This is a genomic window from Microvirga sesbaniae (assembly GCF_025460805.1).
In the GTDB taxonomy this organism is placed as follows: Bacteria; Pseudomonadota; Alphaproteobacteria; order Rhizobiales; family Beijerinckiaceae; genus Microvirga; species Microvirga sesbaniae.
The window spans coordinates 35,542-58,507 of the sequence record NZ_JAMXFJ010000003.1; the positions used below are offsets into that span (position 1 = coordinate 35,542).

The 22,966-nt window shown below is 67.5% G+C and carries 18 protein-coding genes; 8 read left to right on the top strand and 10 right to left on the bottom strand.

Annotation, left to right across the window (positions count from 1 at the left end; all coding sequences use genetic code 11):
- The first annotated feature begins 123 nt into the window (after positions 1 to 123).
- From OCW50_RS05520 to OCW50_RS05550, 7 genes are all read left to right on the top strand, one after another.
- Positions 124 to 1,791: a TIGR04028 family ABC transporter substrate-binding protein gene (locus OCW50_RS05520; protein WP_373371312.1), complete on the top strand. Its 1,668-nt coding sequence runs from the start codon at positions 124 to 126 to the stop codon at positions 1,789 to 1,791.
- Between the two features lie 84 nt (positions 1,792 to 1,875).
- Positions 1,876 to 2,820 (top strand): ABC transporter permease, encoded by a 945-nt coding sequence (locus OCW50_RS05525; protein ID WP_262269235.1) that lies wholly within the window; start codon positions 1,876 to 1,878, stop codon positions 2,818 to 2,820.
- Complete coding sequence (locus OCW50_RS05530) at positions 2,817 to 3,728, top strand: ABC transporter permease (protein WP_262296736.1); 912 nt, start codon at positions 2,817 to 2,819, stop codon at positions 3,726 to 3,728. Before OCW50_RS05525 ends, OCW50_RS05530 begins: the two co-directional genes overlap by 4 nt.
- Positions 3,725 to 5,395, top strand: coding sequence for a dipeptide ABC transporter ATP-binding protein (locus tag OCW50_RS05535; protein ID WP_262296737.1), 1,671 nt, complete (start codon positions 3,725 to 3,727; stop codon positions 5,393 to 5,395). The genes OCW50_RS05530 and OCW50_RS05535 overlap by 4 nt, the downstream gene beginning before the upstream one ends.
- A gap of 18 nt (positions 5,396 to 5,413) precedes the next feature.
- Entirely contained in the window at positions 5,414 to 6,463 is a 1,050-nt protein-coding gene (locus OCW50_RS05540) for a putative FMN-dependent luciferase-like monooxygenase (RefSeq protein WP_262296738.1), read from the top strand.
- A gap of 57 nt (positions 6,464 to 6,520) precedes the next feature.
- Positions 6,521 to 7,186: a CMD domain protein gene (locus OCW50_RS05545; RefSeq protein ID WP_262296739.1), complete on the top strand. Its 666-nt coding sequence runs from the start codon at positions 6,521 to 6,523 to the stop codon at positions 7,184 to 7,186.
- Between the two features lie 13 nt (positions 7,187 to 7,199).
- Positions 7,200 to 7,859 (top strand): alkylhydroperoxidase domain protein, encoded by a 660-nt coding sequence (locus OCW50_RS05550; protein WP_262296740.1) that lies wholly within the window; start codon positions 7,200 to 7,202, stop codon positions 7,857 to 7,859.
- Between the two features lie 94 nt (positions 7,860 to 7,953).
- Here OCW50_RS05550 and OCW50_RS05555 read toward each other — a convergent pair whose 3' ends face one another.
- The 10 genes from OCW50_RS05555 to OCW50_RS05600 all read right to left on the bottom strand — a co-directional run bounded on the left by OCW50_RS05555 (position 7,954) and on the right by OCW50_RS05600 (position 19,102).
- The gene (locus OCW50_RS05555; protein WP_262269229.1) at positions 7,954 to 8,775 is read right to left on the bottom strand and encodes a lytic murein transglycosylase; all 822 of its coding nucleotides are present in this window, start codon (positions 8,773 to 8,775) and stop codon (positions 7,954 to 7,956) included.
- Positions 8,776 to 8,926: 151 nt separating this feature from the next.
- Complete coding sequence (locus OCW50_RS05560) at positions 8,927 to 9,793, bottom strand: hypothetical protein (RefSeq protein WP_262296741.1); 867 nt, start codon at positions 9,791 to 9,793, stop codon at positions 8,927 to 8,929.
- Positions 9,794 to 10,032: 239 nt separating this feature from the next.
- Positions 10,033 to 11,199, bottom strand: a complete 1,167-nt coding sequence (locus OCW50_RS05565; protein WP_262269227.1) for an alpha/beta fold hydrolase — start codon at positions 11,197 to 11,199, stop codon at positions 10,033 to 10,035.
- A gap of 315 nt (positions 11,200 to 11,514) precedes the next feature.
- Complete coding sequence (locus OCW50_RS05570; protein WP_262296742.1) at positions 11,515 to 12,813, bottom strand: ABC transporter substrate-binding protein; 1,299 nt, start codon at positions 12,811 to 12,813, stop codon at positions 11,515 to 11,517.
- A 78-nt stretch (positions 12,814 to 12,891) separates the two neighbouring features.
- Positions 12,892 to 13,692, bottom strand: coding sequence for a sugar phosphate isomerase/epimerase family protein (locus OCW50_RS05575; protein WP_262296743.1), 801 nt, complete (start codon positions 13,690 to 13,692; stop codon positions 12,892 to 12,894).
- Positions 13,689 to 14,702: a hydroxyacid dehydrogenase gene (locus OCW50_RS05580; protein ID WP_262296744.1), complete on the bottom strand. Its 1,014-nt coding sequence runs from the start codon at positions 14,700 to 14,702 to the stop codon at positions 13,689 to 13,691. Before OCW50_RS05580 ends, OCW50_RS05575 begins: the two co-directional genes overlap by 4 nt.
- Positions 14,699 to 16,564: a DUF2264 domain-containing protein gene (locus OCW50_RS05585; RefSeq protein ID WP_262296745.1), complete on the bottom strand. Its 1,866-nt coding sequence runs from the start codon at positions 16,562 to 16,564 to the stop codon at positions 14,699 to 14,701. Before OCW50_RS05585 ends, OCW50_RS05580 begins: the two co-directional genes overlap by 4 nt.
- Positions 16,561 to 17,625: a LacI family DNA-binding transcriptional regulator gene (locus tag OCW50_RS05590; protein ID WP_262296746.1), complete on the bottom strand. Its 1,065-nt coding sequence runs from the start codon at positions 17,623 to 17,625 to the stop codon at positions 16,561 to 16,563. The genes OCW50_RS05585 and OCW50_RS05590 overlap by 4 nt, the downstream gene beginning before the upstream one ends.
- 158 nt (positions 17,626 to 17,783) lie before the next feature.
- Entirely contained in the window at positions 17,784 to 18,662 is an 879-nt protein-coding gene (locus OCW50_RS05595; protein WP_262296747.1) for a DMT family transporter, read from the bottom strand.
- 179 nt (positions 18,663 to 18,841) lie between these two features.
- Positions 18,842 to 19,102 (bottom strand): hypothetical protein, encoded by a 261-nt coding sequence (locus OCW50_RS05600; RefSeq protein WP_262296748.1) that lies wholly within the window; start codon positions 19,100 to 19,102, stop codon positions 18,842 to 18,844.
- Between the two features lie 495 nt (positions 19,103 to 19,597).
- Here OCW50_RS05600 and OCW50_RS05605 point away from each other — a divergent pair, with 495 nt between their 5' ends.
- The gene (locus OCW50_RS05605) at positions 19,598 to 22,708 is read left to right on the top strand and encodes an adenylate/guanylate cyclase domain-containing protein (protein ID WP_262296749.1); all 3,111 of its coding nucleotides are present in this window, start codon (positions 19,598 to 19,600) and stop codon (positions 22,706 to 22,708) included.
- Positions 22,709 to 22,966: the final 258 nt, after the last annotated feature.

Sequence of the window (22,966 nt, forward strand, 5' to 3'; positions counted from 1 at the left end):
GGAGAAGATTTTACTCGTCCGGTCCGTTCTAAAAAAAGAACATTCCCGTTGATTTTCCGGACGTTCCGCCGCGATAATTCGGGCATCGATCGGCTCGACAACCAGCCGGGAAGGGGATTGACCGTGACACTGACATCGCGCTTCGGAAGCAAAGCGGGCCTCGCGGCCCTGGTGGGAGCCACGTTCCTGACCGGCGTCTCGCTCCTGAGCGCCGGCGCCCACGCCGCGGGCACGGACGGCGCGCCCGCCAAGGGCGGCACGCTGGTCTATCTCGAGCAGCAGGCCCACACCAACCTGTACCCGCCGGCGGGCGGCTTCTATCCCAATGGCGGGATCCTCAACCAGATCACCGACAAGCTCACCTACCAGAACCCAAAGACTCTGGAGATCGAGCCCTGGATCGCCGAATCCTGGACGGTGAACGCGGACGCGACGGAATACACCTTCAAGATCCGCCCGGGCGTGACCTTCTCCGACGGCACGCCCCTCGACGCGGCCGCCGTGGCCAAGAACTACGACACGTTCGGACGCGGCAACAAGGACCTCAAGCTGCCGGTCTCGGAAGTCATCAACAACTACGACCGCAGCGAGGTCGTCGACCCGCTGACCGTGAAATTCTTCTTCAAGAAGCCGTCGCCCGGCTTCCTGCAGGGCACCTCCGTGATCGGCTCCGGCCTCGTGTCCCTGAAGACGCTGGCGCTGCCCTACGAGGCGCTCGGCGACGCCACCAAGATCATCGGGTCGGGTCCGTTCGTGGTCGCGAGCGAAACCCTCGGCCGCGAGCTTACCCTGAAGGCGCGCCCGGACTACAAGTGGGGCCCGGCGAAACTGGAGCACCAGGGCCGCGCCTATCTCGACGAGATCAAGTACATCGTCACGCCCGAGGACAGCGTGCGCATCGGCGCCCTTCTGGCCGGGCAGGCCGACGTGATCCGCCAGATCCAGGCCTATGACGAGAAGCAGGTCGAGGACGAGGGCTACCTGATCTACGCGCCCTCGACCCGCGGCGTGAACAACTCCGTGGTGTTCCGTCCCGACAACCCGCTCGTCGCCGACGTCCGGGTCCGCCGCGGGCTCCTGCACGCCACCAACACGGACGAGATCGTCTCGACCCTGTTCTCGGCCCATTACCCGAAGGCCACGTCGATCATCGCCAAGACGGCGTCGGGCTATGTCGATCTCTCGCCGAAGCTCTCCTACGACCTCGACAAGGCCAAGGCCCTGCTCGACGAGGCCGGCTGGAAGATCGGGGCGAACGGACGGCGCCAGAAGGACGGCCAGGTTCTCGAACTCTCCGCCTACGAGTCCCTGCCGCAGCCGCAGAACAAGGAGACGCTCCAGCTCGTCGCGCAGCAATGGGAGAAGATCGGCGTGAAGCTGAACGTGCTGACCGCCGACTCTGGCAGCGCGGTCGTGAACAACCTTGATCCCGCCAAGGCGCCCGTCTCGCCCGCCATGGTCGGCCGCGCCGATCCCGACGTGATCAAGAGCCAGTACTACCCGACCAACCGCAACGTGCTGCTGCAGAAGGGCGGCAACAGCGACAAGGTGCAGACCTTCGTGGACGAGAAGCTGAACCAGCTCCTCGACCAGCTCGCCTCCGAGCCGGACCGCGCCAAGCGCCTGGCGGTGGCGGGTGAGGTGCAGGCCTACGTGGTCGACCAGGCCTACGCCATTCCGATCTTCGAGGAGCCGCAGGCCTTCGCGGCTGCCCCCTACGTGAAGGGCGTGTCCTTCGAGGCGGTCGGCCGTCCGAGCTTCTACAACACCTGGCTGGCGCCGCGCCGCTGACGAACCCCGGGATCCGGCCGGGCCGCGCGACAGGGCGCGACCGGCCGGACCCCGCTCCCATCCCCCACCCAGACGGGATCTCCCATGTCGCGATACGTGATCGGAAGGATCGGCCAGGCGGCCCTCGTGCTGTGGGCCGCGTTCACCGTCTCCTTCATCCTGCTGCAGGCTCTGCCCGGCGACGCCATCCTGATCAAGTTCCTCAATCCCGAACTCGGGCTCGGCCCGGAGCAGATCGCCGACATCCGCGCCGCCTACGCGGCCGACAGCCCGCTGCCCGTGCAGTATCTCCACACGGTGGCGAACTTCCTCACGGGGAATTTCGGCTACTCGATCCACGCGGGCGTTCCGGTCGGCGACCTGATCCTCGCCAACCTGCCGCAGACCCTGTGGCTGGCCTCGCTCGGCTTCCTCCTGTCGGTGGTCGTGGCGGTGGCCCTCGCGGCGCTCTCGGCCCTGGCGCCGTTCTCCTGGCTGCGGGCCTTCATCCAGTCGATCCCGGCGCTGTTCATCTCCACGCCGGTGTTCTGGCTCGGGATCCTGCTCATCCAGATCTTCTCGTTCCAGCTCAGGCTCATCCCGGTCATCAATCCCGGGCCCTGGCAGGCGCTGGTCCTGCCGGTCCTGACGCTGGCCGTCCCGATCTCGGCGCCGCTCGCCCAGATCCTCATGCGCAACATCGACCACGTGCTGACGGAGCCCTTCGTGGCGGTCGCCCGCGCCAAGGGCGCGTCCCATCGCTGGGTCCTGTGGAAGCACGTGGCGAAGAACGCCGTCCTGCCGACGCTCACCATCGGGGGCATCCTGTTCGGCGAGCTTCTGGCCGGCGCGGTCGTCACCGAGGCGGTGTTCGGCCTCAACGGCCTCGGCGGACTCACGCAGCGCTCCGTCAACGATCAGGACGTCGCGGTGCTCCAGGCCATCGTGGTGTTCTCGGCGGGGGCCTTCGTGCTCATCAATCTCACGGTAGACCTGCTCTACCCCGTCTTCGATCCGCGCCTCAGGGTGAAACAGGGAGCCGTCGCATGACCGGCCTGAACACGATCGGACGCAGTCTCCTGCGCGACGACCAGGATGTCCTCGACGGCGCGTCGCCGGAAGCCGCGCGCGTGTCATCGGGCGCCGGTTGGCTGAAGACCGTCAAAAGCATCCGGCCCGGCCTCGTCCTGGCCTGGTTCGTGATGGCGGTCGTCGTCCTGTGGGCGCTGTTCCCGCAATGGTTCACGAGCTACAACCCGACCGTCGGGGTGGCCCGCCAGCAGCTTCGCGCGCCGAGCGCCGAGCACTGGCTCGGCACCGATGCGCTGGGCCGCGATCTTCTCGCGCGCATCATCCACGGGGCCGGCAACTCGCTCTCGGGAGCCCTCGTGGCCGTGGGGGTCGGCCTTCTGGTCGGCACGACGCTGGGCATCGTCGCAGGGTCGGCGCGCGGCCGGATCGACGGCGCCATCATGCGCGGCGTCGACGTGCTCCTGTCGATCCCGCAGCTTCTCCTGTCGCTCAGCATCGTCATCCTGCTCGGGTTCGGCATCGTCAACGCGGCCATCGCGGTCGGCATCACGTCCATCGCCAGCTTCGCGCGGCTCGCGCGCTCCGAGGTGGTGCGGGTGCGCGCGAGCGACTACGTCGAGGCCGCGTTCGGAAGCGGCGGCACCTTCGGCCGCGTGCTGCTGCGCCACATTCTGCCGAACTCGCTCACCTCGGTGATCGCCTTCGCGGCCCTGCAGCTCGGCTGGGCCATCCTGACCATCTCGACCCTGGGCTTCCTCGGCTACGGGGCGCCGCCGCCCACGCCCGAATGGGGCCTGCTGATCGCCGAGGGGCGCAACTACCTGGCGCGCGCCTGGTGGCTGACCACCGTGCCGGGCATCGTGGTGATCCTCGTGGTCCTGTCGGCGAACCGCATCAGCCAGTCCTTCGGAAAGGCCCGCCCATGACGAGCGCCATCTCCCTCAGGCCCACGGCGACGGATGTGGCGGACGTGCCGGTTCTCGAGGTCGACGGTCTCGCGGTCGCCTATCGCGGCCCGGAGGGCTTCCAGCGCGTCGTGCACGAGGTGTCGCTGCGCGTGCGTCCCGGCGAGGTCGTGGCCCTGGTCGGTGAATCGGGCTCGGGCAAGACCACCACGGCGCAGGCGGTGATCGGCCTCCTGGCCGAGAACGGCCGCCTGGAAGGCGGCGCGATCCGGCTCAACGGAACCGACGTCGCGGGCTGGTCGCAGAAGCGGCTCGACGGCATCCGCGGCCAGAAGATCAGCCTGATCCCGCAGGATCCGACGAGCTCCCTCAATCCGGTCAAGACCATCGGGGCCCAGGTGGCCGAGGTGCTCCAGATCCACCGGCAGGGCAGCCGGGCCGAGATCGGCGCCCGGGTGATCGAGCTTCTGACGCGGGTCGGCCTGTCCCAGCCCGAGCTGCGCGCGAAGCAGTACCCGCACGAACTCTCGGGCGGCATGCGCCAGCGCGTGCTGATCGCCATCGCGATCGCGCTGCGCCCGGCGCTGATCATCGCCGACGAGCCCACCAGCGCCCTCGACGTGACGGTGCAGAAGCGCATCCTCGACCTCATCGACGAGCTGCGCCGGGAAGACGGCACGGCGGTTCTCCTGGTGACGCACGACCTGGGCGTCGCGGCCGACCGGGCGAACCACATCGTGGTGCTCAAGGGCGGACGCATCCAGGAGCAGGGCCCGACCGCCGAGGTGCTCGCGGCGCCGCGCAGCGAGTATACGCGCCAGCTCCTGGCCGACGCCCCGTCGCTCGGCAAGACGCGGTCGGCGGCCCGGTCGAAGCCCGTGCACATCGGCCCGCGCCGGGATGCCATCGTGGTGGAGAACCTCGTGCAGGACTTCGCCGTCGGCGGCCGGGAGGTGTTCCGCGCCTTGGCCGGCGTGTCCTTCACGGTCCGGCGGGGCACGACCCACGCCATCGTGGGTGAATCCGGCTCCGGCAAGACCACGACCGCGCGCAGCATCGTGGGCTTCCAGAAGCCGACCGCGGGCCGCATCCTGGTCGACGGGATCGACGTGACGTCCCTGCGGGGGGAGAACCTGCGGCGGTTCCGCAAGACGATCCAGCTCGTCTACCAGAACCCGTTCGCGTCCCTCGATCCGCGGCAGACGATCTTCCAGATCGTCGAGGAGCCGCTCCTGAACTTCGATCCGCTGCCGCGCGACGACAGGGCCCGCAAGGTCGAGGCCATCCTCGATCGCGTCGGCCTGCCGCCGGCGGTCCTGACGCGACGGCCCCATGCGCTCTCGGGCGGACAGCGGCAGCGCGTCGCCATCGCGCGCGCCCTGGTGCTCGACCCGCAGGTGCTGGTGCTCGACGAGGCCGTGTCGGCCCTCGACGTGACCGTGCAGGCGCAGATCCTGACGCTCCTCGACGAGCTGCAGCAGGCCCTCGGGCTGACCTACCTGTTCATCTCCCACGACCTCGCGGTGGTGCGCCAGATCTCCGACACCGTCTCGGTGCTGCACAACGGCCGCCTGGTCGACGGCGGCGCGGTCGAGGACGTGTTCCAGCGCCCGGGCAGCCCCTACACGCGCGAGCTCATCGCGGCCATCCCCGGCGGGCGCAATCTCGATCCTCGTTCCTTCCGTTAAGCGATCCGGAGCAAAGCCATGACAGCATCTTCGACCACCAGGCGGCTCGGGTTCTTCACCCGGCTTCTCGACGACGCGGGCCCGGGCGAGCGCTACCGGCTCGCGGCCGAGCAGATCATCCATGCGGAGCGCCACGGGTTCGATTCCGCCTGGGTGGCGCAGCACCATTTCCACGCCGCGGAGGGCGGGCTGCCGGCCCCGCTCGTGTTCCTGTCCCACGTGGCGGCGCGCACCTCGACCATCCGCCTCGGCACCGGCATCATCACCCTGCCGCTCGAGAACCCGATCCGGGTCGCCGAGGACGCGGTGGTGCTCGACCTTCTGTCGGGCGGCCGGCTCGAGATCGGCGTCGGCACCGGCGGCACCCCGTCGTCCTTCACGGCCTTCGGGCTCGAGAGCGCGAACCGGTCGGAGATCTACGACCGGCACCTCGCGGTGCTGCGCAGCGCCTGGACGGGCGGGAGCCTGGAGGGCGGGGACACGCTCTATCCGGTCGCGCCCGACCTCGACGACCGGGTCTGGCAGGCGACCTTCTCGGTCGGCGGCGGCATCCGGGCCGGCAAGGCCGGCGACGGGCTCATGCTGTCGCGCACGCAGCCCCGGCCGAAGGACGCGCCGCACGCCACGCTGCCCGACCTCCAGCATCCGATCATCGACGCCTATCTGGCGGCTTTGCCCGAGGGCCGGGCTCCGCGCATCGTCGCGTCGCGCTCGCTCTTCGTCGCCGACAGCCGGGACAAGGCCCTGCGCCTCGCCGAGACGGGCCTGCGCCGCGTGGTGGCGGATTTCGCCGCCAAGGGGCACGTGATCCCGGGCGACAGCCTCGCCGACATCATCGCGGCCCTCGACACCCATGTGGGCACGCCCGAGGACGTGCTCGAATCCCTGAGCCGCGACACCACCCTGCCGCGGGTCACCGACCTGGTGTTCCAGGTCCATTCGGTCGATCCCCCGCACGAGGACATCCTGCGCTCGATCGAGCTGATCGCCAGCGACGTGGCGCCGGCGCTCGGCTGGCAGGCTCCGGCCGCGGGCCGGCCCGGGAAGCGCGTCGCCCTGGTGCGATGAACCTCGCGCTGAACGTCGCCCCGAACCCATCACCCACCACCGGACCGTGAGACACCCATGAGCACCACCCCGACGGACGTCATCGATCACCTGGCCGGGATCCGGCCGGGATCCAGCCTCGACCGCCTGCGCGATCAGCGGCCGCAGGCGCGCGAGAACGCGCAGAAGAGCTATCTCGCCCTATTCGAGCCGGAGGTTCCCGGCACCGTCACGCCGCTCGAGCGCTATGCGCTCGCCACCTTCGTGGCCGGGCTCCACCGCCAGCCCCATGTGGGCGATTTCTACTCCGCCGCGCTGGAGCGGCTCGGGCATCCGCGGCTGACCGAGGTGGTCGTGTCCGAGATCGCCCGCGGGGCCACCGAGGGTCCCTACGGGCGCTATCCGGCGGGCCCGCATTCCGTCGAGGACAAGGACGGGCCCTCCTACCGGGTCTCGGCGGACAGCCGCGAGAGCCTGGGCGCGCGCCTCGCGGCCGGCCTGGAGCACGCGCATCTCCTCGTCTTCCACCCGCGCGACGCGAGCCCCGCCGCCCTCCAGGGGCTTCTCGATGCCGGCTGGTCGACCACCGACATCGTGACCCTGTCGCAGCTCGTCGCCTTCCTGTCGTTCCAGATCCGGGTCGTGGCGGGCCTGCGGGCGCTCGCGGGCGCGTCGGCGGTCGAGAGCACGGATACGGAATACACGCAGATCTTCACGGGCGTCCTGGCGTCCGGCGCCGTTTGAGAGGGGAAAGTCCATGACCGAGACAACGCTGTCGCATCCCGACAACCGGGAGCCCGTGGCCTTCACCCAGGACGAGCTCGGCTGGCTGCCCTGGCTCGAGCCGTTCCCGGCTGACCAGCTCACCGAGCGGCACTGGGCCGGGCTCGTGGACGCCTCGCGGGCCAAGTCGCCGTACTTCCTGCTGCTCGCCCGCGATCCGGACGTGCTGCAGGCGCGCACGAAGACCGACAAGGACATCTTCTACAACACGGCGAACGGCCTGCCGCGGGCCGAGCGCGAGCTCGCCGCCACGGCGACCTCCCGGTCCAACGGCTGCATCTTCTGCGCGTCCGTGCATTCGCGCTTCGCCACCCAGTACTCGAAGCGCGGCGCCGACATCCAGCGCCTGCTCGACGAGGGCGTGGAAGCGGATATCGACCCGCGCTGGAACGCCATCGTGGAGGCGTCCGTGGCGCTCACCGACACGCCGATCGCATTCGGCGGGCGGCAGATCGAGGCCCTGCGCGCGGCCGGCCTCGACGACGGCGAGATCATCGACGTGATCAACGGCGCGTCCTTCTTCAACTGGGCCAACCGGCTCATGCTGTCGCTCGGCGAACCGACCCCGCCGGCGGTCAAGCAGGAGGGCGGGGATAAGACACCCGCCACGTCATCGCCGGCCTCGCGCCGGTGATCCGGATGCCGCGAGGCGCGGCGCTCTTCGGATCGGGATGGCCGGGACAGGCCCGGCCATGGGGTGGGAGGGGGCCGGTCGTCGATCCGATGCGTCAGCGCTCCGCCGACCGGCGGCTTCCGCCGTCGATCTGCTGGCCGATCAGCGCGATGGCCTGCTGGTACACGGAGGCGGCGTTCCAGGCCTGGATGGCCCGGAAGTTGGGCTCGCCCGGCTGGTAGCCGGCGCCGGCGCGCCAGCCGTGGGCCTTGAGGAAGTTGGCCGTCGCCTCCAGGGCGTCGGCGGTGTTGTCGAGATTGCCGCCATTGGCGTAGGCCAGGATGTTCTTGGGCATGAACTGGGTCTGGCCGATCTCCCCGTGCATGGAGCCGCGCGCATTGGCCGAGAGCATGCCGCGGTCGATCAGGGTGAGGGCCGCGTAGAGCTGGTCGGTGAAGAACTCCGAGCGGCGGCAATCGTAGGCCAGGGTCGCCACCGCCGAGAGGGTGTGCTGGTTGCCGCGCTGGCTGCCGAAGGCCGTCTCCATGCCCCAGATGGCGATGAGCGGTCCCGGCGGAACCCCGTAGCGCTGCTCGAGCGACGCGAACAGGGCGGCGTTCGACTGCTTGAGCGAGCGCCCGCGCGACACGATCACGTTGGCGCCGCGTTTGGCCATGAACTGGTCGAGAGAGAGCCGGAAGCTCTTCTGGCCCCGGTCGGCCCGGATCGTGGCGGTCGCGTAGTCGGTCGCCATCAGGGCCTGGATCGCCGTGGGTCCGATGCCTTTCGCCCGCGCCTCCGGGGCGAAGTCCTGCTTCCACTGCTCGAAGCCGGCGGCGGAATTGCCGCATTGCGCGGCCTCGGCCGTGTGGGCCGTTCCGGCGAGCGCCACCAGGGCCGTGACGGCCGCGATCCCAAAGTGCCAGCCCCTTGTCATTCCGATCTCCTCACTGGTCGTCTGTCGTCATGGGTACGTCATGGATAACGGTGCCGGAGCAACCCGGCCAAGTTGAGGCATAACGGCCAAGCTGGACCATCGGATCCACAGGCTTTCGCATTTTCTGGCCCGCCGGCCCTCACTCCAGCCCTCACTCCACCTGGACGGCCCCGAGGCCGAAGCCGGTCTTGTCGCTCGTGATCCACACCGCGCCGTCGCCGAGCATCATGCCCTTGTCGCGCACGAACACGGTCTCGAACGTGGATTTGGCCACCGCGTCCCGTACGGCCTGGTTCAGGAGCGTCTCCCGGGCGGCGATGAGCTGCTCCCGGGTGCGCAGGGTGCGCCGCACCTTGCCGGTCACCGTCACGGGGTAATGGGCCGTGCGGGCCAGCAGTTCCGCGTCGTTGGACCGGAACGCCGCCTTCACGCGCCGGAATCCGATATAGGCCGCGTAGGGGTCGAAGTTCTGGGCCCGGAAGCTCGCCTCGATCTCGGGCGTCAGCTTCGGCCGCGAGAAGCCCGAATCCGGCGTGCGCACCGGCAGGTCGAGGGAGCGCCGCAATTCCCGCGCCAGCAGGTTGAGCGCACGGTTTCGGTCGTAGAGCGTCTGGAGCTCCGGCGAGCGTCCGGGCCCGTCGCCGGTGGCGAGCGACCCGGCAATCTCCTGTCGGGCCGCCTTCGGGTCGGGGGCGCCGCCGCGCCGGTCGCGGGACCGGGCCGCGTCGTCGAGCTTCGCGTCGAGCTGGTTCCCGGCGATCCAGACCCGCTCCTCGACCTCGGCGAGCACCTCCTCGTGCGAGGGCCGGAAGCCCGGCCCCTTGGCGAGATCGGCCGGCAGGGCCTTCATGGCGTCCTGGGGCTTGGGCCCCTTCTCGTCGGACGGATACCGGGGATCGATCTTGTAGGTGCGGCCATAGACCCGGACGAAGAAGGGATCCGCCTGCGCCGGAAGGGCGACCGACAGGGCCAGCCAGCACCCGAGCCACCCGAGGCGTCTGACGGAAAACCCGGTCATGGCCGTTTCGCTCCCTGAGGATGCCGCCGGCCTGGCGCGGCCCGGCGTCGAGAGCGAAACGCTAGAGCGACATATGGCCAAACTTGCGGCGGGCCATCCTGCCCGTCCCGTCATCACCGGGACTCACCACCCTGGACGTCATGGCCGGGCTTGTCCCGGCCATCCCGATCCGAAGGGCGCCGCGCCTCACGGCACCGGGATCACCGGCACGAGGCCGGTGATGACGTGGGAGGGTGCGATCACCCCCGTCGACGCGTGGTCCGGGTCGGCGCCTTCAGGCGGTAGCGCTGGATGTCGGTGCGCTCCCGGTTGGCGATGGTGTCCTGCCGCGCGCCGGAGAGGACCGCCACGATGTCGTCGCGCACGGCCGGGAAGAGCCGGTAATACTGGTGGCTCTGGAAATCGTGGCCCGGATCGATGGCGTCGCTCACGTCCACGGCCGTGATCTTGTCGCTGATCATCGCCATGTTGTCGGGCCCGTCGACGCCCAGGCGCGGCCCGTTGAACTTGGTCACGGAGCTGAGGGTCGAGAGGATCCAGTCCTTGGGGGTGTGATAGACCGTGACGCGGCTGCCGAGCCGGGGCAGGTAGCGCAGCTCCTTGGGATCGTCGAAGGCGTCCTCGTCCTCGTCGGCCGCCGCCAGGACGATCTGGTCGAAGGTCCGGCGCAGGCGGTTGGGATCGGGCGCCTCGGTGGGCAGCGCCACCAGGGCCGGGAGCGGGCGCTCCTCCACATCCGTCGCGGGCGCATCGACCGTGCGCACGTATTCGCGCGGCTCGCCCTGGGGCACCAGCATCAGGGCCTGCACGGCATAGCGGAACGCGTAGTTGCCCATGCTGTGGCAGATGAGGTGCAGCGGCTGGCGGCACAGGTCCCGGCGCGGCAGGGAATCGATGAAGTCGTAGAGGATGCGCATGGTGCGCGCGATGGCGACCCCCGAGGCCCGGGCGGTGCCGCGGTCGTGGAAGTAGTCGGTATAGGGCAGGGGCGTGGGCAGGGGCGTCCCGATGGACGGCCACGAGAACGAGAACACGTTGGCGTCGATGCCGTAGAAGGTCAGGATCGAGGCGGCGCGCTCGATGGCCTCCTGGAAGGTGTTCGAGAAGCCGTGGATCACCACGAGGGTCGGCCGCCCCCCCTCCTGCATGTCCTGACGGAGCTTCTCGAAGATGTCGCGGCTGCCGCGCCGGATCACCGGCCCGATGAGCTGTTCCGGCGCCACGTAGAGCGACCCGGGCACGAAGCGCGATCCCGTCGTCGTGACGCTCGCCTGCGCGCTGCCGAACCGCACCGCCGTGCCGTCGATGGGCCCGAGCTCCGAGCCGAATCCCACGATGGTGTCGGGGCCGCCCTCGGTGAGCGGCATGCGGTTGGTCGCGAAATACACCGTCACGGTCTGGGCCATCGAACGTGCCTCCACCCGACGGTACTGTGCCACGATCGCGCCTGGGTGTCAGCCGAGGGCGGCCCCTGGCGCCCATCGGGATGGCCGGGACGGGCCCGGCCATCCCGATCGGTTGGAGCGCCGCGCCTCAGACGATCGGGATCACCGGGACAAGCCCGGTGATGACGTGGTGCGTATGTGGTCCGGGGATGGCACCCTCCTCACGTCGTGGCCGGCCTTGTGCCGGCCATCCCGATGGGGAGAGCGCCGCGCCTCACCGTATCGGGATCACCGGCACAAGGCCGGTGATGACGTGCAGGGGGCGGATCCGACCTCTCAGTTCACCTTCCGCAGCACGGCGTTGCCGTCCTCGACGATGCGCTGGGCCGCGTCCGCGATGGAGATCTGGCCGAAGGCGACCTGGTCGGCGACCTTGCGCATGACGTTGTTGTCGAACTCGACGGCGCCGATCGGAACCGGCGGCGGGTAGTCGCTCACCTTGTCGGCCAGGAGGTTGACGTAGTCGACGGTGGCGCGCTCGACCTCGTTCAGGCTCGGCAGGATCGCCTCGCGCACCTTCGGCGACATGGGCACGCCGCGCTCGACGCCGAGAATCTTGCCGGCCTCCACATCGTTGACGAAGAAGCTGATGAAGGCCGCGGCCTTGTCGGCCTGCTTGGTCGTCGAGCCGATGCTCCAGATCAGCGCGGGCCGGTAGTAGTGGCCGGATTTCGCGCCTCCGCCCGCCTGCGGCACCATGGTGATCCCGAGCTTGTTCTTGGTGAGGAGCTGGTAGCCGATGAGCTGGTTCGAATAGGTGAGGCCCATGGCCGACTTGCCGAGCGCCAGCGAATTGCGCTCGATCTGGTTCTGGTCGAGGGTCTGCACGTCGGCCGGCACGCAGCCGTTGCGCTTGCGCAGGTCCTCCCAATAGGCGAACCACTCCTTGGCGTCGTCGACCGTGCAACCGAGCTTGGCGTCTTCCGTGTAGAGGCGCTTGCCGCGCTGGCGCAGCCATACGTCGAATACGTAGTGATAGCGGGCTCCGTAGGGCGCGCCCCAATAGTCGGGCCGGCCCACCGCCTTGGTGAGGTCGACCGCCATGTCGGCGAATTCTTTCCAGGTGGTCTCGTGGGTCGGTGGCTTGATGCCGGCCTTCTCGAACACCGTCTGGTCGTAGAAGAGCGAGAACGAGTTGAGGCCGAGCGCCACGCCGTAGATCTTGCCGTTGGCCCGGCACAGGTCGACCATCTTGTCGCCGAAGCTGGAGATGTCGAGCTGCTTGCCCACGAACTCGTCCATGGGCTTGGCGGCGCCGCGCCCGGCATAGTCGGCGAGGCTGCTCGGCTCGAGCTGGAACACGTCGGCGATGTTGCGGCCCGCCATCTGGGTGCCGATCTTGGCCCAGTAATCGGCGCCCACGGGCTCGCCGGCGATCTCGATGCCGGTGCGCTCCTGGAACAGCTTGCCCACCTCGGTGGTGCGCCGCGCCCGGTCCGGCGATCCCCACCAGGTGCAGCGCAGCCGGCCGCCTTCGCCCTGCGCCCAGCTCAGGCCCGGAGCGCCCACGGCCGCGGCGCCGCCGAGCGCGAGGGCGGATTTCAGCAACGTACGACGATTCAAGTCAGTCTTCATCATGTCCTCCCGTTCGCTTCTGGATGTTCTCTTCGCGAGGTGGCGAGAAGCGCGCCCCCCGGAGTGTCGTTATAGAAGTCAGGCCGCGCCACGCGCGCGCGCCTTCGCTTCTTCCAACAATTGACGAAACACGGCCGCATCGGCCCGGAACTGCTCAGGGCTGTCGTCACGGACGAATTCCAGCATGGCGAAACGCTCGCGCGGCCAGCGGGTGGCGGGAGCGTTGCTCAGGACCTCGCTCCAATAGGCGCGCTGCTCCGACAGGGGATAGCGCGCCTTCTCGCGGTTCCAGGCGAACACATGGACATGCGACGTGTCGGAGCCGACCGCGCGGAATTCGTCGAGCGCCTCGTCGAGCGGCAGACCCGGGCGCGGCTGCCAGTAGAGGAACACGTTCGGGTCGTCGATCTCCGCCATGAGCCTTCGCGCCGAGGCGAGATCGTCGGTGAGGGAATTCGGATGGTATTCGAGAGAGAGCGTCACGGAAGCATCGTCCGCTTGCCGAGCCATGCGCCGGATCAGCGCGGCGGTGTGAGCGCGCTCGTCCGGGGAATAAGTGGCGGAATCGCGGTTGCGCGATCCGGGCCAGATGCGGATGTTCGGCGCGCCGAGCGCCTGCGCGGTTTCGAGCACCTGCGCGAAGGCTGATTCGTCGTCGCTCGGCGGCGCGATATAGGACCCGTAGGAGATCACCGCGAGGCCGGCATCCTCGGTCAGGCGCCGCACGTGGCGCGCGAAGTCGGGCTGGCCGGGCGGGACATGCACGTCGCCCGCCCACTCGATCCCCTCGATCCCGCATTCGGCCGCCAGCCGGACGATGGTTCTCGGCGCAAGCGTGCGGAACGTGACCGAGCACAGGCCGGGGCGGAACGACGTCATGCCATCGTCCCCAGGGCTGCGGGCGTGATGGCGGAGAGCAGGGGACGTCCCTCGACGAAACGCTCGATCTCCTCGACGGTGAACTCGCCAAGCATCTCGCGCTCGTTGCCGATGGCGCCCGCGATGTGCGGCGTGAGGAAGACGTTCGGAAGATCGTAGAGCGGCGACGATTCTTCCGGGACTTCCGGATAGGTCACGTCGATGATCGCGTCGATGCGGCCGGTGCCGAGCTCGGCGATGAGATCGTCCTGCTTCACGATGATGCCGCGCGCCGTGTTGATGAGCGTGGTCCCGTCGCGCATGAGCGCCAGGTGCCGGCGCGTGATCATGCCTTGGGTCGAGGGCAGGGCGGGCGCGTGGACCGATACCACGTCCGAGAGCCGCATGAGATCGTCGAGCGACACGCTCTCGACGCCGAGCGCCGCCGCCTCGCGCGCGCTCACATAGGGGTCGTGCAGAAGAATCCGGAAGCTGAAGGGCTCGAGATACTCGATGACGCGCCGGCCGATCCGCGACGCCCCGATGATGCCGATCGTGCGATGGAAATTTCCGACCGGCTGCGCGGTGAGCGGAAACGTCCGCGAGCGGTTCCGGTCGGCCCGGTAGAGATCGCGGAAGCGGAACACCTGCTTGTTGGCGAACAGGATCGCCGCGAGGGTGAACTCGGCCACCGGGATCGCGTTCGCCTCCGCCGCATGGGTGACGGCGATTCCGGCATCGAGGACGTCCGGCGACAGGAAGCCTTTGACCGTGCCGGCCGCATGGGCGATCAGCCTCAGGTTCGGGGCGAGCTCGAGGATGTCGCGCCCGATGGCCGGGCAGCCCCAGCCGGTCACGAGGATCTCCGCCTGCCGGAGCAGAGCCGGGGCCTGACCTTCGGTCAAGGACCGGAGCGGGCTCCGGTCGAGGATCGTGCAGGACCGGGCGAGCCGGTCCAGCAGGGGTGACGTAAGAACACCTTCGGTCCGGACAGGATCCATGGCGAAGACGACGCGGTGGCGGCCGGTCATGGCGTCGTCCTCCAGGCGATGGCCCCGACCCGGCGGCCGTCCCGCGCCACGAGAGATTCGAGGTCCGCGACGGCCGGCGCGGCTGGTATCTCCTGCCAGAACCGGCCGGCATCGCACCGATCGGTCAATGCGAGGGCGGCCGTGGCCAGAACCGTTTCCCCGGCCGGGATATCGCCGTGCAGCTGCGGCACGAAGGTCTTTGGGTGGAGCAGATTCGTGTTGGGAGGCGCTTTCAGCGCGACGCCGCGTCTTTCGATCGACGATCCCAGATCCGCGATGCCGCTGCAATCGGCCGCCCCGACGACCAGCGCTCCGCCGCTGCGCTCCTCGATCGTCTCCAGCTTCCGATAGGCGTCGGCCCGCGGGATCGCGAAGCCCCCCTCGGCGGTGGCGAGCGGGCGCGGGGTCCTGATCCGGTGGACCCGGATGTGCCATGGGGCGGCCGGGAGGAGCCAGGTCTCGACCTCCACGTCGGCCCATGGCCGCCAGCGGCCATAGAGAACGCTTCCCGCGATCAGGGCCTCCTCGTTGGTCTCGCGCACCCGGAAATGCCGGCCGTCGTCGCTGAAGCCGAGCATCCCGTCGAGCGCCGCGCCCTCGAAGATCCGCTCGTCGCTCTCGACGCTGAAGGCGTAGCGGGACGAATAGGCGAACTTGGCGTATTTCTCGCTGCCGAACCGCATCTGCAGGTTTTCCTGGCCGGACGACAGGGCGACCACGTTGCCGGGCGTTTGCATCATGACCATGCCGGGCTGCGGCTGCGGCGAGGGCTCGGCCAAGGCGGGAGCCGGCGCCTCCTCGGCGGTCCAGAACGGGTGCGAGGCGGGCAGGGCCAGCGGCAGGAAGGCCTTGAAGGCCCAGTAGGGGGAGCCGGCCGAGTTGTAGTTCTCCGACATCAGCAGGTTGGCGTAGCCGAACCCGACCGTGAGCACGCCGCTCCGGTCCGTGATCGGGTACCGGCCCCACCAGCGCAGATGGCGCAGATAATAGCCCTTCACCACGCCCCAGGGCAGGGCCTCCTCGTCGGCGAAGGCGAGGGCGGCCCAGAACCCGGCGCACGCGAACCGGTAGGTCATGCTGCGGCCGAAGACGAGCGCGCCGCCATCGTCCGCGAACCAGTGCCGGATGTTCGGCGCGAACAGGCGCGCCCAGTCGCGGAACCGGCGCTTGCGGTCCCCGTCGGTGGTAGCCAGGGCCGCGTAGATCAGCCCGTAGAAATGCATCGCGAAGGGGATGTAATGGTCCACCCGGGGCACGTTGCCGTCCCGGTACCATCCGTCGCCGAGATAGAAGGCTTCGAGTTCCTGGAGGTATTGCTCGGTCAGGCTCCGGTCGAAATCGACCCCGATCCGCTCGAGGCCGAGGTCGATCATCACCCGGAAGAACTTCCAGTTGTTGTCCGCGAACTGGTGCGGGCGGGCCTCCAGCAGGTAGGTGGCGACGTTCCTCCGCGCCCGGTCGTCCAGCGGATCCCACAGGTGCTGGGGCACGAGGCGCAGGGCGAAGCCGAGCGCCGCCAGCTCGACCATCCTCTGGTCGCGGTCGGTGACCTTGCCCCAATATTCGGGGTGGTCCGGATCCGTCCCGTTGGCGAGGCCCTTCGCGAACAGGGGCCAATGCGGGAAGTCGCCGCCGCCGGCCGCATAGGGCGCCAGGCCCCAGAGCGGCCGGGCAAAGCCTTCCAGATCGGCGGCCGCCTGGTCGAAATGGGCCGCCGTGGCGCTCAGGCTCACCCGGGCTCCGCCTTCCGAGAACGCCGGCAGGAGCGGGGCGAACAGGTCGAGAAGCGCCTGCTCCACATCGGCTCTCGTCTTGAGCGGGTTGGCGGCCAGGGGATTGGCATAGGCGGGCGTATAGGTCATGCCGGGAGTTCCTCGTCCGCGGACGTCTTGGAGAAAGCCTGGACGGTCGCGCCGTCCACCAGCCGGACGGCCAGCTCGACCTTGCGCGGATCGGCGCCCGGGTCGGCGATGCGCCTCTGCATGAGGTGATAGGCCTCCTGGCCGATCGCCTCCCGGTCCACCCGCATGGTGGTCAGGCGCGGGGTGGTCATGGACGCGCAGGGCAGGTCGTCGAACCCCATCACGGCGAAATCCTGAGGGATCGAGAGGTGGTGGTTGGTGACGGCTTCCATGACTCCGACCGCCATCATGTCGTTCATGCAGAAAGCAGCGGTAAACCCTTCGTCTGCCAGCAGAATCGCCTCCATGGCCTCGCACGCCGCCGTGCTGGTGCGCGGGGCGGTCGCGGGCAGATGGACGATCCGCGTGGTCACGCCCGCCGTCGCGGCCGCCGCCTCGAAGCCGCGGACACGCTCGCGGATCGTATGCCGGTGCGACATGGTGAAATGCAGGATCCGCCGATGCCCGGCGTCGATGAGGTGCCGGGTCGCGAGCCACGCCCCGTAGAAGTTGGCCGGCGACACGCAATCGAATTGCAGGTTCGGGTCGTTTCCGTTGACCCAGACGGTCGGGATGTCCGACTCGGCGAGCCAGCCGCACAGATCCTCGGGCGGATCGATGCCGACAAGGAAGATCCCCGCCGCCTCGGTCTCCGACAGGGTCTGCTTCAGCTCTGAAACCTTGACCGAGGAGGACCGGACGAGGCGCGGCAGGAGGGTGCCGCCCGACCGGGCGGCGGCTCCTCGAAGTCCGCTGAGGATCCCCTCGTAGAACACCCCCAGACCGCCGGTCGCCTGGTCGACCGGGATGAGCGCGACCGAGCGCTGGTTCTGAGGCTGCGGGCTCGGCACCGGACGGACGTTGTAGCCGAGTTCGGACGCGATCCGGATCACCTGATCCCGCACGTTCGTGCTGATCCCGGGCTCGTTCGCGAGAACACGCGACACGGTGCTGACCGAAACGCCGGCGAAGCGGGCGATGTCCGTCTGTCGCGGTCGACGGCTGAGGCTCGCTCTCGTCATCTCCTCCCACCTCTTGTTCGTTGCATCGATTTGTTGCGCAGGGCTGCGAAACTTGCAATCGTCGTGCAAATGCAAATTTTTGCGTTGCCGGGAGGCGGCTTTCGGGTCGGATGCTCAATCCCCTGAGGGGCGCAACCGCGCCAGGGCGGGGCGGTGGTTCAACGCCGCGCTCTCCCGGCCTGCGTGCCGGCGAGAGCGGCCGCGATGATCACAGTGCCGCCGATCACGAGGGAAGACGTCGGGACGATGCCGAAATACAGGTAGTCGGCCATGGCGGAGAAGACGATCACCACATAGCTGAGCGGAGCCAGGATGCTCGCCTGCGCCAGCTGATGGGAGCGCAGGAAGCAGAACTGGCCCACTTGGGCCAGGGTGCCGATGACGAGGAACGCGGGCAGGTCGCTGAGCCCCGGGGGCACCCAGACGAGAACGGCCGGGACGGCGGTCAGAACGGCAAGGCCGATGGTGTAGAAGACCATGAGGACCACCGCGTGTTCACCGGTCAGGCGGCGCGTCTGGATGACGCTCAACGAGCCGAACAGAACCATTCCCAAGGCTGCCAGAAGACCCCAGTCCCAGCTCATGGAGCCGGGTTTCAGGATGAACATCACACTGGCGAAGCAGATGAGGGACGATACCCAGTGCCGCGGCAGGATGCGTTCGCCCAACATGGCGGCGGCAAGGCCCAGAATGACGAAGGGCCGCGTGAAGCCGATCACATTCACGAGCGTCAACGGCAAAGCCGTGGTGGCGGCGTAGTTGCAGCTCAATGCAACGGTGCTGCACAGAACGCGTCCGAAATGCCCCTTCAATTGGCGGCTGTTGAAGATGTCGGATCGGTAGCGCCAGACGAGAGGCGCAATGAGCAGCAGCCCGATGATGGCGCGGAAAAAGACGAGTTGGATGGCGGGAAACGTGGCGCCGGCCTGCTTGATGACGCCCATCGATGTGACGACGAGCACCATGTCGGCCAAGGCGAAGGCGGCGCCTTGCCGGTTGGCGAGGTGCCGGTCTCTGACGTCTTTCGGGGGCATCATGACGGAGGAGGACCAGAAGGATCAGGGCTGACATTGAGCCAGTCCGCCCGGCAACTGTCATCGCCCGTCGTTAACATCCGCTTATCGGCGTCCGGAAACGAACGGCCGATCCGGTCGCCCTCCCTGGCATTGCCCCGATCCAGGCCTCCGGCCGGAACCCCGTCGATCGGCGGAGCCCATCAACGGTCGATGATCGTGTACTCCGCGTCGATGACGCCGTCCGCGCGACGGTCCCTGGTCTGACGCGCGCGACGGCGAAGATGCAGATACAGCGCCGTCCCGCCGGCGAGCAGGAGCGGGAGGAGGACGAAAAGGCCGATCAGCATCATGGCCACAAGCGCGATACCGGCCGCGGCCACGGCCAGGACCCGCACCAGAGCGGACAGGACGCCGCCGTTGCGAAGGCCGGGCGTTTCAGTTCGAATGAATGTGTTGTCCATCATGGATCCTCCGGTTGCGGGAGCGCTCGTTGGCTCAAAAGCAAGAGAGGCGTCCGACATCGCGAGCGGCGACCCGCTCGCCAGAGGGTCCCGGAGCCCTAGGCTTAGCCAATGTGGGGGGAGAATCTGGCCGGTGCAAGACCCGGGACGCCGGTCTGCCGCGGGAGCAAGCACTCGGACTGCATCGGGAACGGGCCGAGTGCCTCGACACGCCCGGCTGGCAAGCTCGTCATCGAACGATGAGGTCATGCCCGGGACCCCGCGCCGGGTCGGCGTCTCGGTCAAGCCTGGCGCGCCGGGCCTCCGTCGACGCCCGCGAGCAGGGCAATCCGCTCGCGACTGTACCACAATAACGTAGCGATCGACTTGGTCCGGTTGATCGTCATGCCTCAAGAGGAACGGACCCGAGCCCAACACGCTGCTTGCATTGTCGCCGGGACATCCCGTTAAATGACACGGTGCTTCCGTCCATGATCGGTGCAAGCTGAGGCCGTAATGAAGTGTCCACGTTGCGCGCATTCAAGTCCGGACAACGCCCGGTTCTGTAGCCAATGTGGCGCACCGCTCCTTCCGGCCACCTCGCTCGAGGAGAGCGAGCCGGCCGCGCATGGAAGCACGGAGGAGTTCAAGCCGGTCACCATTCTCTTTGCGGATATTGTTGCTTCGACCGAGCTCGTTTCCAATTTGGACCCGGAACAGGCGATGAGGCGTCTCGCACCGCCCGTATCGCTGATGCGGCAGGCTGTGGAACGCTTCGGCGGGACGCTGATTCACACCTTGGGTGATGGAATCATGGCGCTCTTCGGTGCGCCGCAGATTCAGGAAGGCCATGCCTTGCTGGCCTGCCAGGCGGCCTTGGCGATTCACTCGGATATCAATCAGGTGCTCGGTGCGACGGCGGTCCGGATCGGCCTTCACTCGGGCCTGATCGTTTCCGAGACCAAATACACCGGAGCGATCAACGAGCGGGAGGCTTACGGAGTCGCCATCCATATCGCCAACCGGGTGCAATCCTTGGCCGAGCCTGGTGCCATCTACCTCAGTGAAGACTGTTATCATCTGGTTGATCGGTATTGCTTCGCGAGGCTCGTCGGGCGCAGAAGCATCCGGGGTCTGGCGCATGACATCACCGTCTATGAGCTTCTCGGCCTTCAGGCGACGTCATCCGGGGAGCTTTTCACAAGCTCCAATCTCACGCTGTTCCAAGCTCGAGAGCACGAGATGGCGATCCTGGAGAACGCCCTGCAGGCGGCCCTGCGCGGCAACAGTCACGTGGTCGGAATCTGCGGCTCCGCCGGAAGCGGCAAGTCGAGGCTTTGCTACGAGTTCGCTAGGCGCTGCCGCAGAGAACAGATCCCGGTCGTAGAGGTGAGGGTTCAACCCTATGGGAAGGCTGCGCCGATTCAGCCAATCCTCGAGGTCGTCAGGCTATTGCTTGGGATTTCTGCCAATGACGACTCGGCCAAGGTGCGCCAGCACGTCATGGACCGATCCCATGAATTGAGCTCTCCTCCGGACAATGCTCTGTCGACGCTCTTTGAGTTCCTCGGCGTCGCCCAAACCGCTTCGGCATCAGCATTGCCTCCGAAGATGCGTCATGCAGCGCTTCTGGATTCCATCTCCTGGTTGGTGTCCGGACATGCCTCCAGGCCTCACGTCATCATTCTGGAAGATCTTCATTGGCTGGACGAGGCGAGCGAGGCCTTCCTGGAGACCCTGTTCCGCTCCATCGTCGGCTCTCATGCCTTGATGATCGTGAATTATCGCCCGTCTTACCGAGCGACCTGGGCAGACCATGACCACTTCCATCGTCTGGAGCTGCGAGACCTTGATCGCGGGCAGATCGATGCGCTCATATCCTCCGTCATCGGCTCACATGTCGACTTGGCTGATGTTCGGGAGCGTATTGCCGAACGCTCGGACGGCAATCCCTTCTTTGCCGAGGAAATCATCCATTCGCTGGTCGAGAGCCATGTTCTCATCGGGAAGCCCGGCGATTATCGTCTCGGCGGTGAGATCAGCAACAACCCCCTTCCCGTGACGCTTCAGGCCGTGATCGGCGAGCGCATAGACAGATTGCCGTCCTTCGATCGGACACTCCTGCAAATGGCCTCCGTCATCGGGAAAGAGTTCCCGTATGCGGTCCTGCAGGCTGTAAGCGCTCAGGAGTCGGATGTCGGAATCGAGGATGCACTCCTCCGGCTCTGCGCCGCCGAGCTTCTTCAGGAGCAGAACCGGCCCGACAGTCGTTACTATACCTTTCGCCATCCGCTCATTCAGGAAGTCGCTTATTCAAGCCAGTTGAAGGCACGAAGAAGCAGACTTCATGCCTTTGTTGCTCCTGCCTTGGCCAGCCATTATGCCGAGCGCCAGGACGAGGTCGCCGGACTTATCAGCTTCCATTACGAAATGGCAGGGGTCCTCTCCAAAGCTGCGGAATACGCCTGCAAAGCCGCCGAGTGGATCGGGTCGATGCACCCCGCCCAGGCGATCAAGCAATGGCAGGTTGTGCATCGCCTCGTGCACGCACAGAGCCCGGCCACGAAGGACAATGCTTTGCTCATCCTGTCGAGCGCCCAGATCGCCTGGCTCGGCTGGCGCGAGGGGATGGGCGCGAAGGATGCTGCTCCCTATATCCAGGAAGCGCTGGCGGTCGCCAAGGAGACGGACGATACGATGATCCCTCTGCTTCTGTTCGTGGAGGCACGGATCAGTGGCGCGAGCGGAGGAGCCGCCGACCATTACGTGACACGAGTCAGGGATGCGCTGGCCATACTCGATGGCGCATCAGATCAAAGTCGGGCCGCGACACTCTACGCGTCCTTGAGCCAAGCCTATGGCTGGGCAGGCCTCTTCAACGAGGCTCTCGAAGCCAATGACCGGGCCATGTCCCTGTTGCAGCATGTGCAGGACTTTGAAAATCGCTTTCTCGGTTATAGCGTCGAACATTGGACGCTCAGCCTCCGAGCCAGAATCCTCATCCACCTCAGCCGAATCGACGAGGGAAGGGCGTGGCTCGACCATATGCTTTCGATCGAAGACGGGCTGATCGATCCGACGGTTCAATTCATCAGCCATCTTGGCTACGTCGATCTGGCCTGGCTTTCTGGAGATCCTGCCCTGGCGAGACAGCACGCGATCCGGGTGAGCCAACTCGCGGAGCGTCACGGTACGCCCTATCTCAAGGTCTTCTCCTTTGCCTGCATGGCCATGGCTCAAGCATTGGAAGGGAACACTCAGTCGGCCATCCAAGGTTTCGAAGACGGACTGAACTTCATGCATTCGGCAAGAGCGGCGCTCGATTATGAGCCCGATATGATGGCCAGCCTGGCTGAATGCCAAGCTCACGCGAAACACTTTGGAGACGCCCTTCTCACGGCCGAGCGAACGATCAGCCTGTCCCGGGACCGGGCGACCCGGCTGACCGAGTGCCGCGCGTTGATCGTCGCGGGTGCCGCCTTGATAGAGCAGTTCGGAAGCCAACGTCACCAGGATGCTTCAAGGCTGTTGCAGGACGCGGAAACGTTGATTCGGGCCACAGGCGCAACTGTCCTCGAGCCGCGTTTGAGAGCCGCTCAGAGTAAGCTCTTGGCCGAGTGCCGATAGCGCCCCATGAGCGCGCTCGCATCGTAACCACCCGACAATCATCGTTTCCAAGACGCGAGGCCGCTTGTGTCCATAGTCGGAGCTGAGCCCCTAGCGCATCGGACGGACCCATAGGGCCGCGTCAGCGAAAAGTGGACCCGGTTTTCGCTGGCGCGGCCCTCTGGGTCCGACTCATCCGATGCGCCGGTCAAGAGAGGGAGCCTCGGGGCCCAAAATGGTGGTGACAGGTTGGTGAGGGGGGGGAGGCTGGATGAGGAG

What these genes read in the sequence shown, in the direction of transcription:
- OCW50_RS05580 (WP_262296744.1), bottom strand. Translation starts at nt 14,702, where the DNA reads ATGACCGGCCGCCACCGCGTCGTCTTCGCCATGGATCCTGTCCGGACC.
- OCW50_RS05535 (WP_262296737.1), top strand. Translation starts at nt 3,725, where the DNA reads ATGACGAGCGCCATCTCCCTCAGGCCCACGGCGACGGATGTGGCGGAC.
- OCW50_RS05560 (WP_262296741.1), bottom strand. Translation starts at nt 9,793, where the DNA reads ATGACCGGGTTTTCCGTCAGACGCCTCGGGTGGCTCGGGTGCTGGCTG.
- OCW50_RS05550 (WP_262296740.1), top strand. Translation starts at nt 7,200, where the DNA reads ATGACCGAGACAACGCTGTCGCATCCCGACAACCGGGAGCCCGTGGCC.
- OCW50_RS05575 (WP_262296743.1), bottom strand. Translation starts at nt 13,692, where the DNA reads ATGACGTCGTTCCGCCCCGGCCTGTGCTCGGTCACGTTCCGCACGCTT.
- OCW50_RS05600 (WP_262296748.1), bottom strand. Translation starts at nt 19,102, where the DNA reads ATGGACAACACATTCATTCGAACTGAAACGCCCGGCCTTCGCAACGGC.
- OCW50_RS05545 (WP_262296739.1), top strand. Translation starts at nt 6,521, where the DNA reads ATGAGCACCACCCCGACGGACGTCATCGATCACCTGGCCGGGATCCGG.
- OCW50_RS05555 (WP_262269229.1), bottom strand. Translation starts at nt 8,775, where the DNA reads ATGACAAGGGGCTGGCACTTTGGGATCGCGGCCGTCACGGCCCTGGTG.
- OCW50_RS05540 (WP_262296738.1), top strand. Translation starts at nt 5,414, where the DNA reads ATGACAGCATCTTCGACCACCAGGCGGCTCGGGTTCTTCACCCGGCTT.
- OCW50_RS05590 (WP_262296746.1), bottom strand. Translation starts at nt 17,625, where the DNA reads ATGACGAGAGCGAGCCTCAGCCGTCGACCGCGACAGACGGACATCGCC.
- OCW50_RS05565 (WP_262269227.1), bottom strand. Translation starts at nt 11,199, where the DNA reads ATGGCCCAGACCGTGACGGTGTATTTCGCGACCAACCGCATGCCGCTC.
- OCW50_RS05530 (WP_262296736.1), top strand. Translation starts at nt 2,817, where the DNA reads ATGACCGGCCTGAACACGATCGGACGCAGTCTCCTGCGCGACGACCAG.
- OCW50_RS05595 (WP_262296747.1), bottom strand. Translation starts at nt 18,662, where the DNA reads ATGATGCCCCCGAAAGACGTCAGAGACCGGCACCTCGCCAACCGGCAA.
- OCW50_RS05570 (WP_262296742.1), bottom strand. Translation starts at nt 12,813, where the DNA reads ATGAAGACTGACTTGAATCGTCGTACGTTGCTGAAATCCGCCCTCGCG.
- OCW50_RS05585 (WP_262296745.1), bottom strand. Translation starts at nt 16,564, where the DNA reads ATGACCTATACGCCCGCCTATGCCAATCCCCTGGCCGCCAACCCGCTC.
- OCW50_RS05525 (WP_262269235.1), top strand. Translation starts at nt 1,876, where the DNA reads ATGTCGCGATACGTGATCGGAAGGATCGGCCAGGCGGCCCTCGTGCTG.
- OCW50_RS05605 (WP_262296749.1), top strand. Translation starts at nt 19,598, where the DNA reads ATGAAGTGTCCACGTTGCGCGCATTCAAGTCCGGACAACGCCCGGTTC.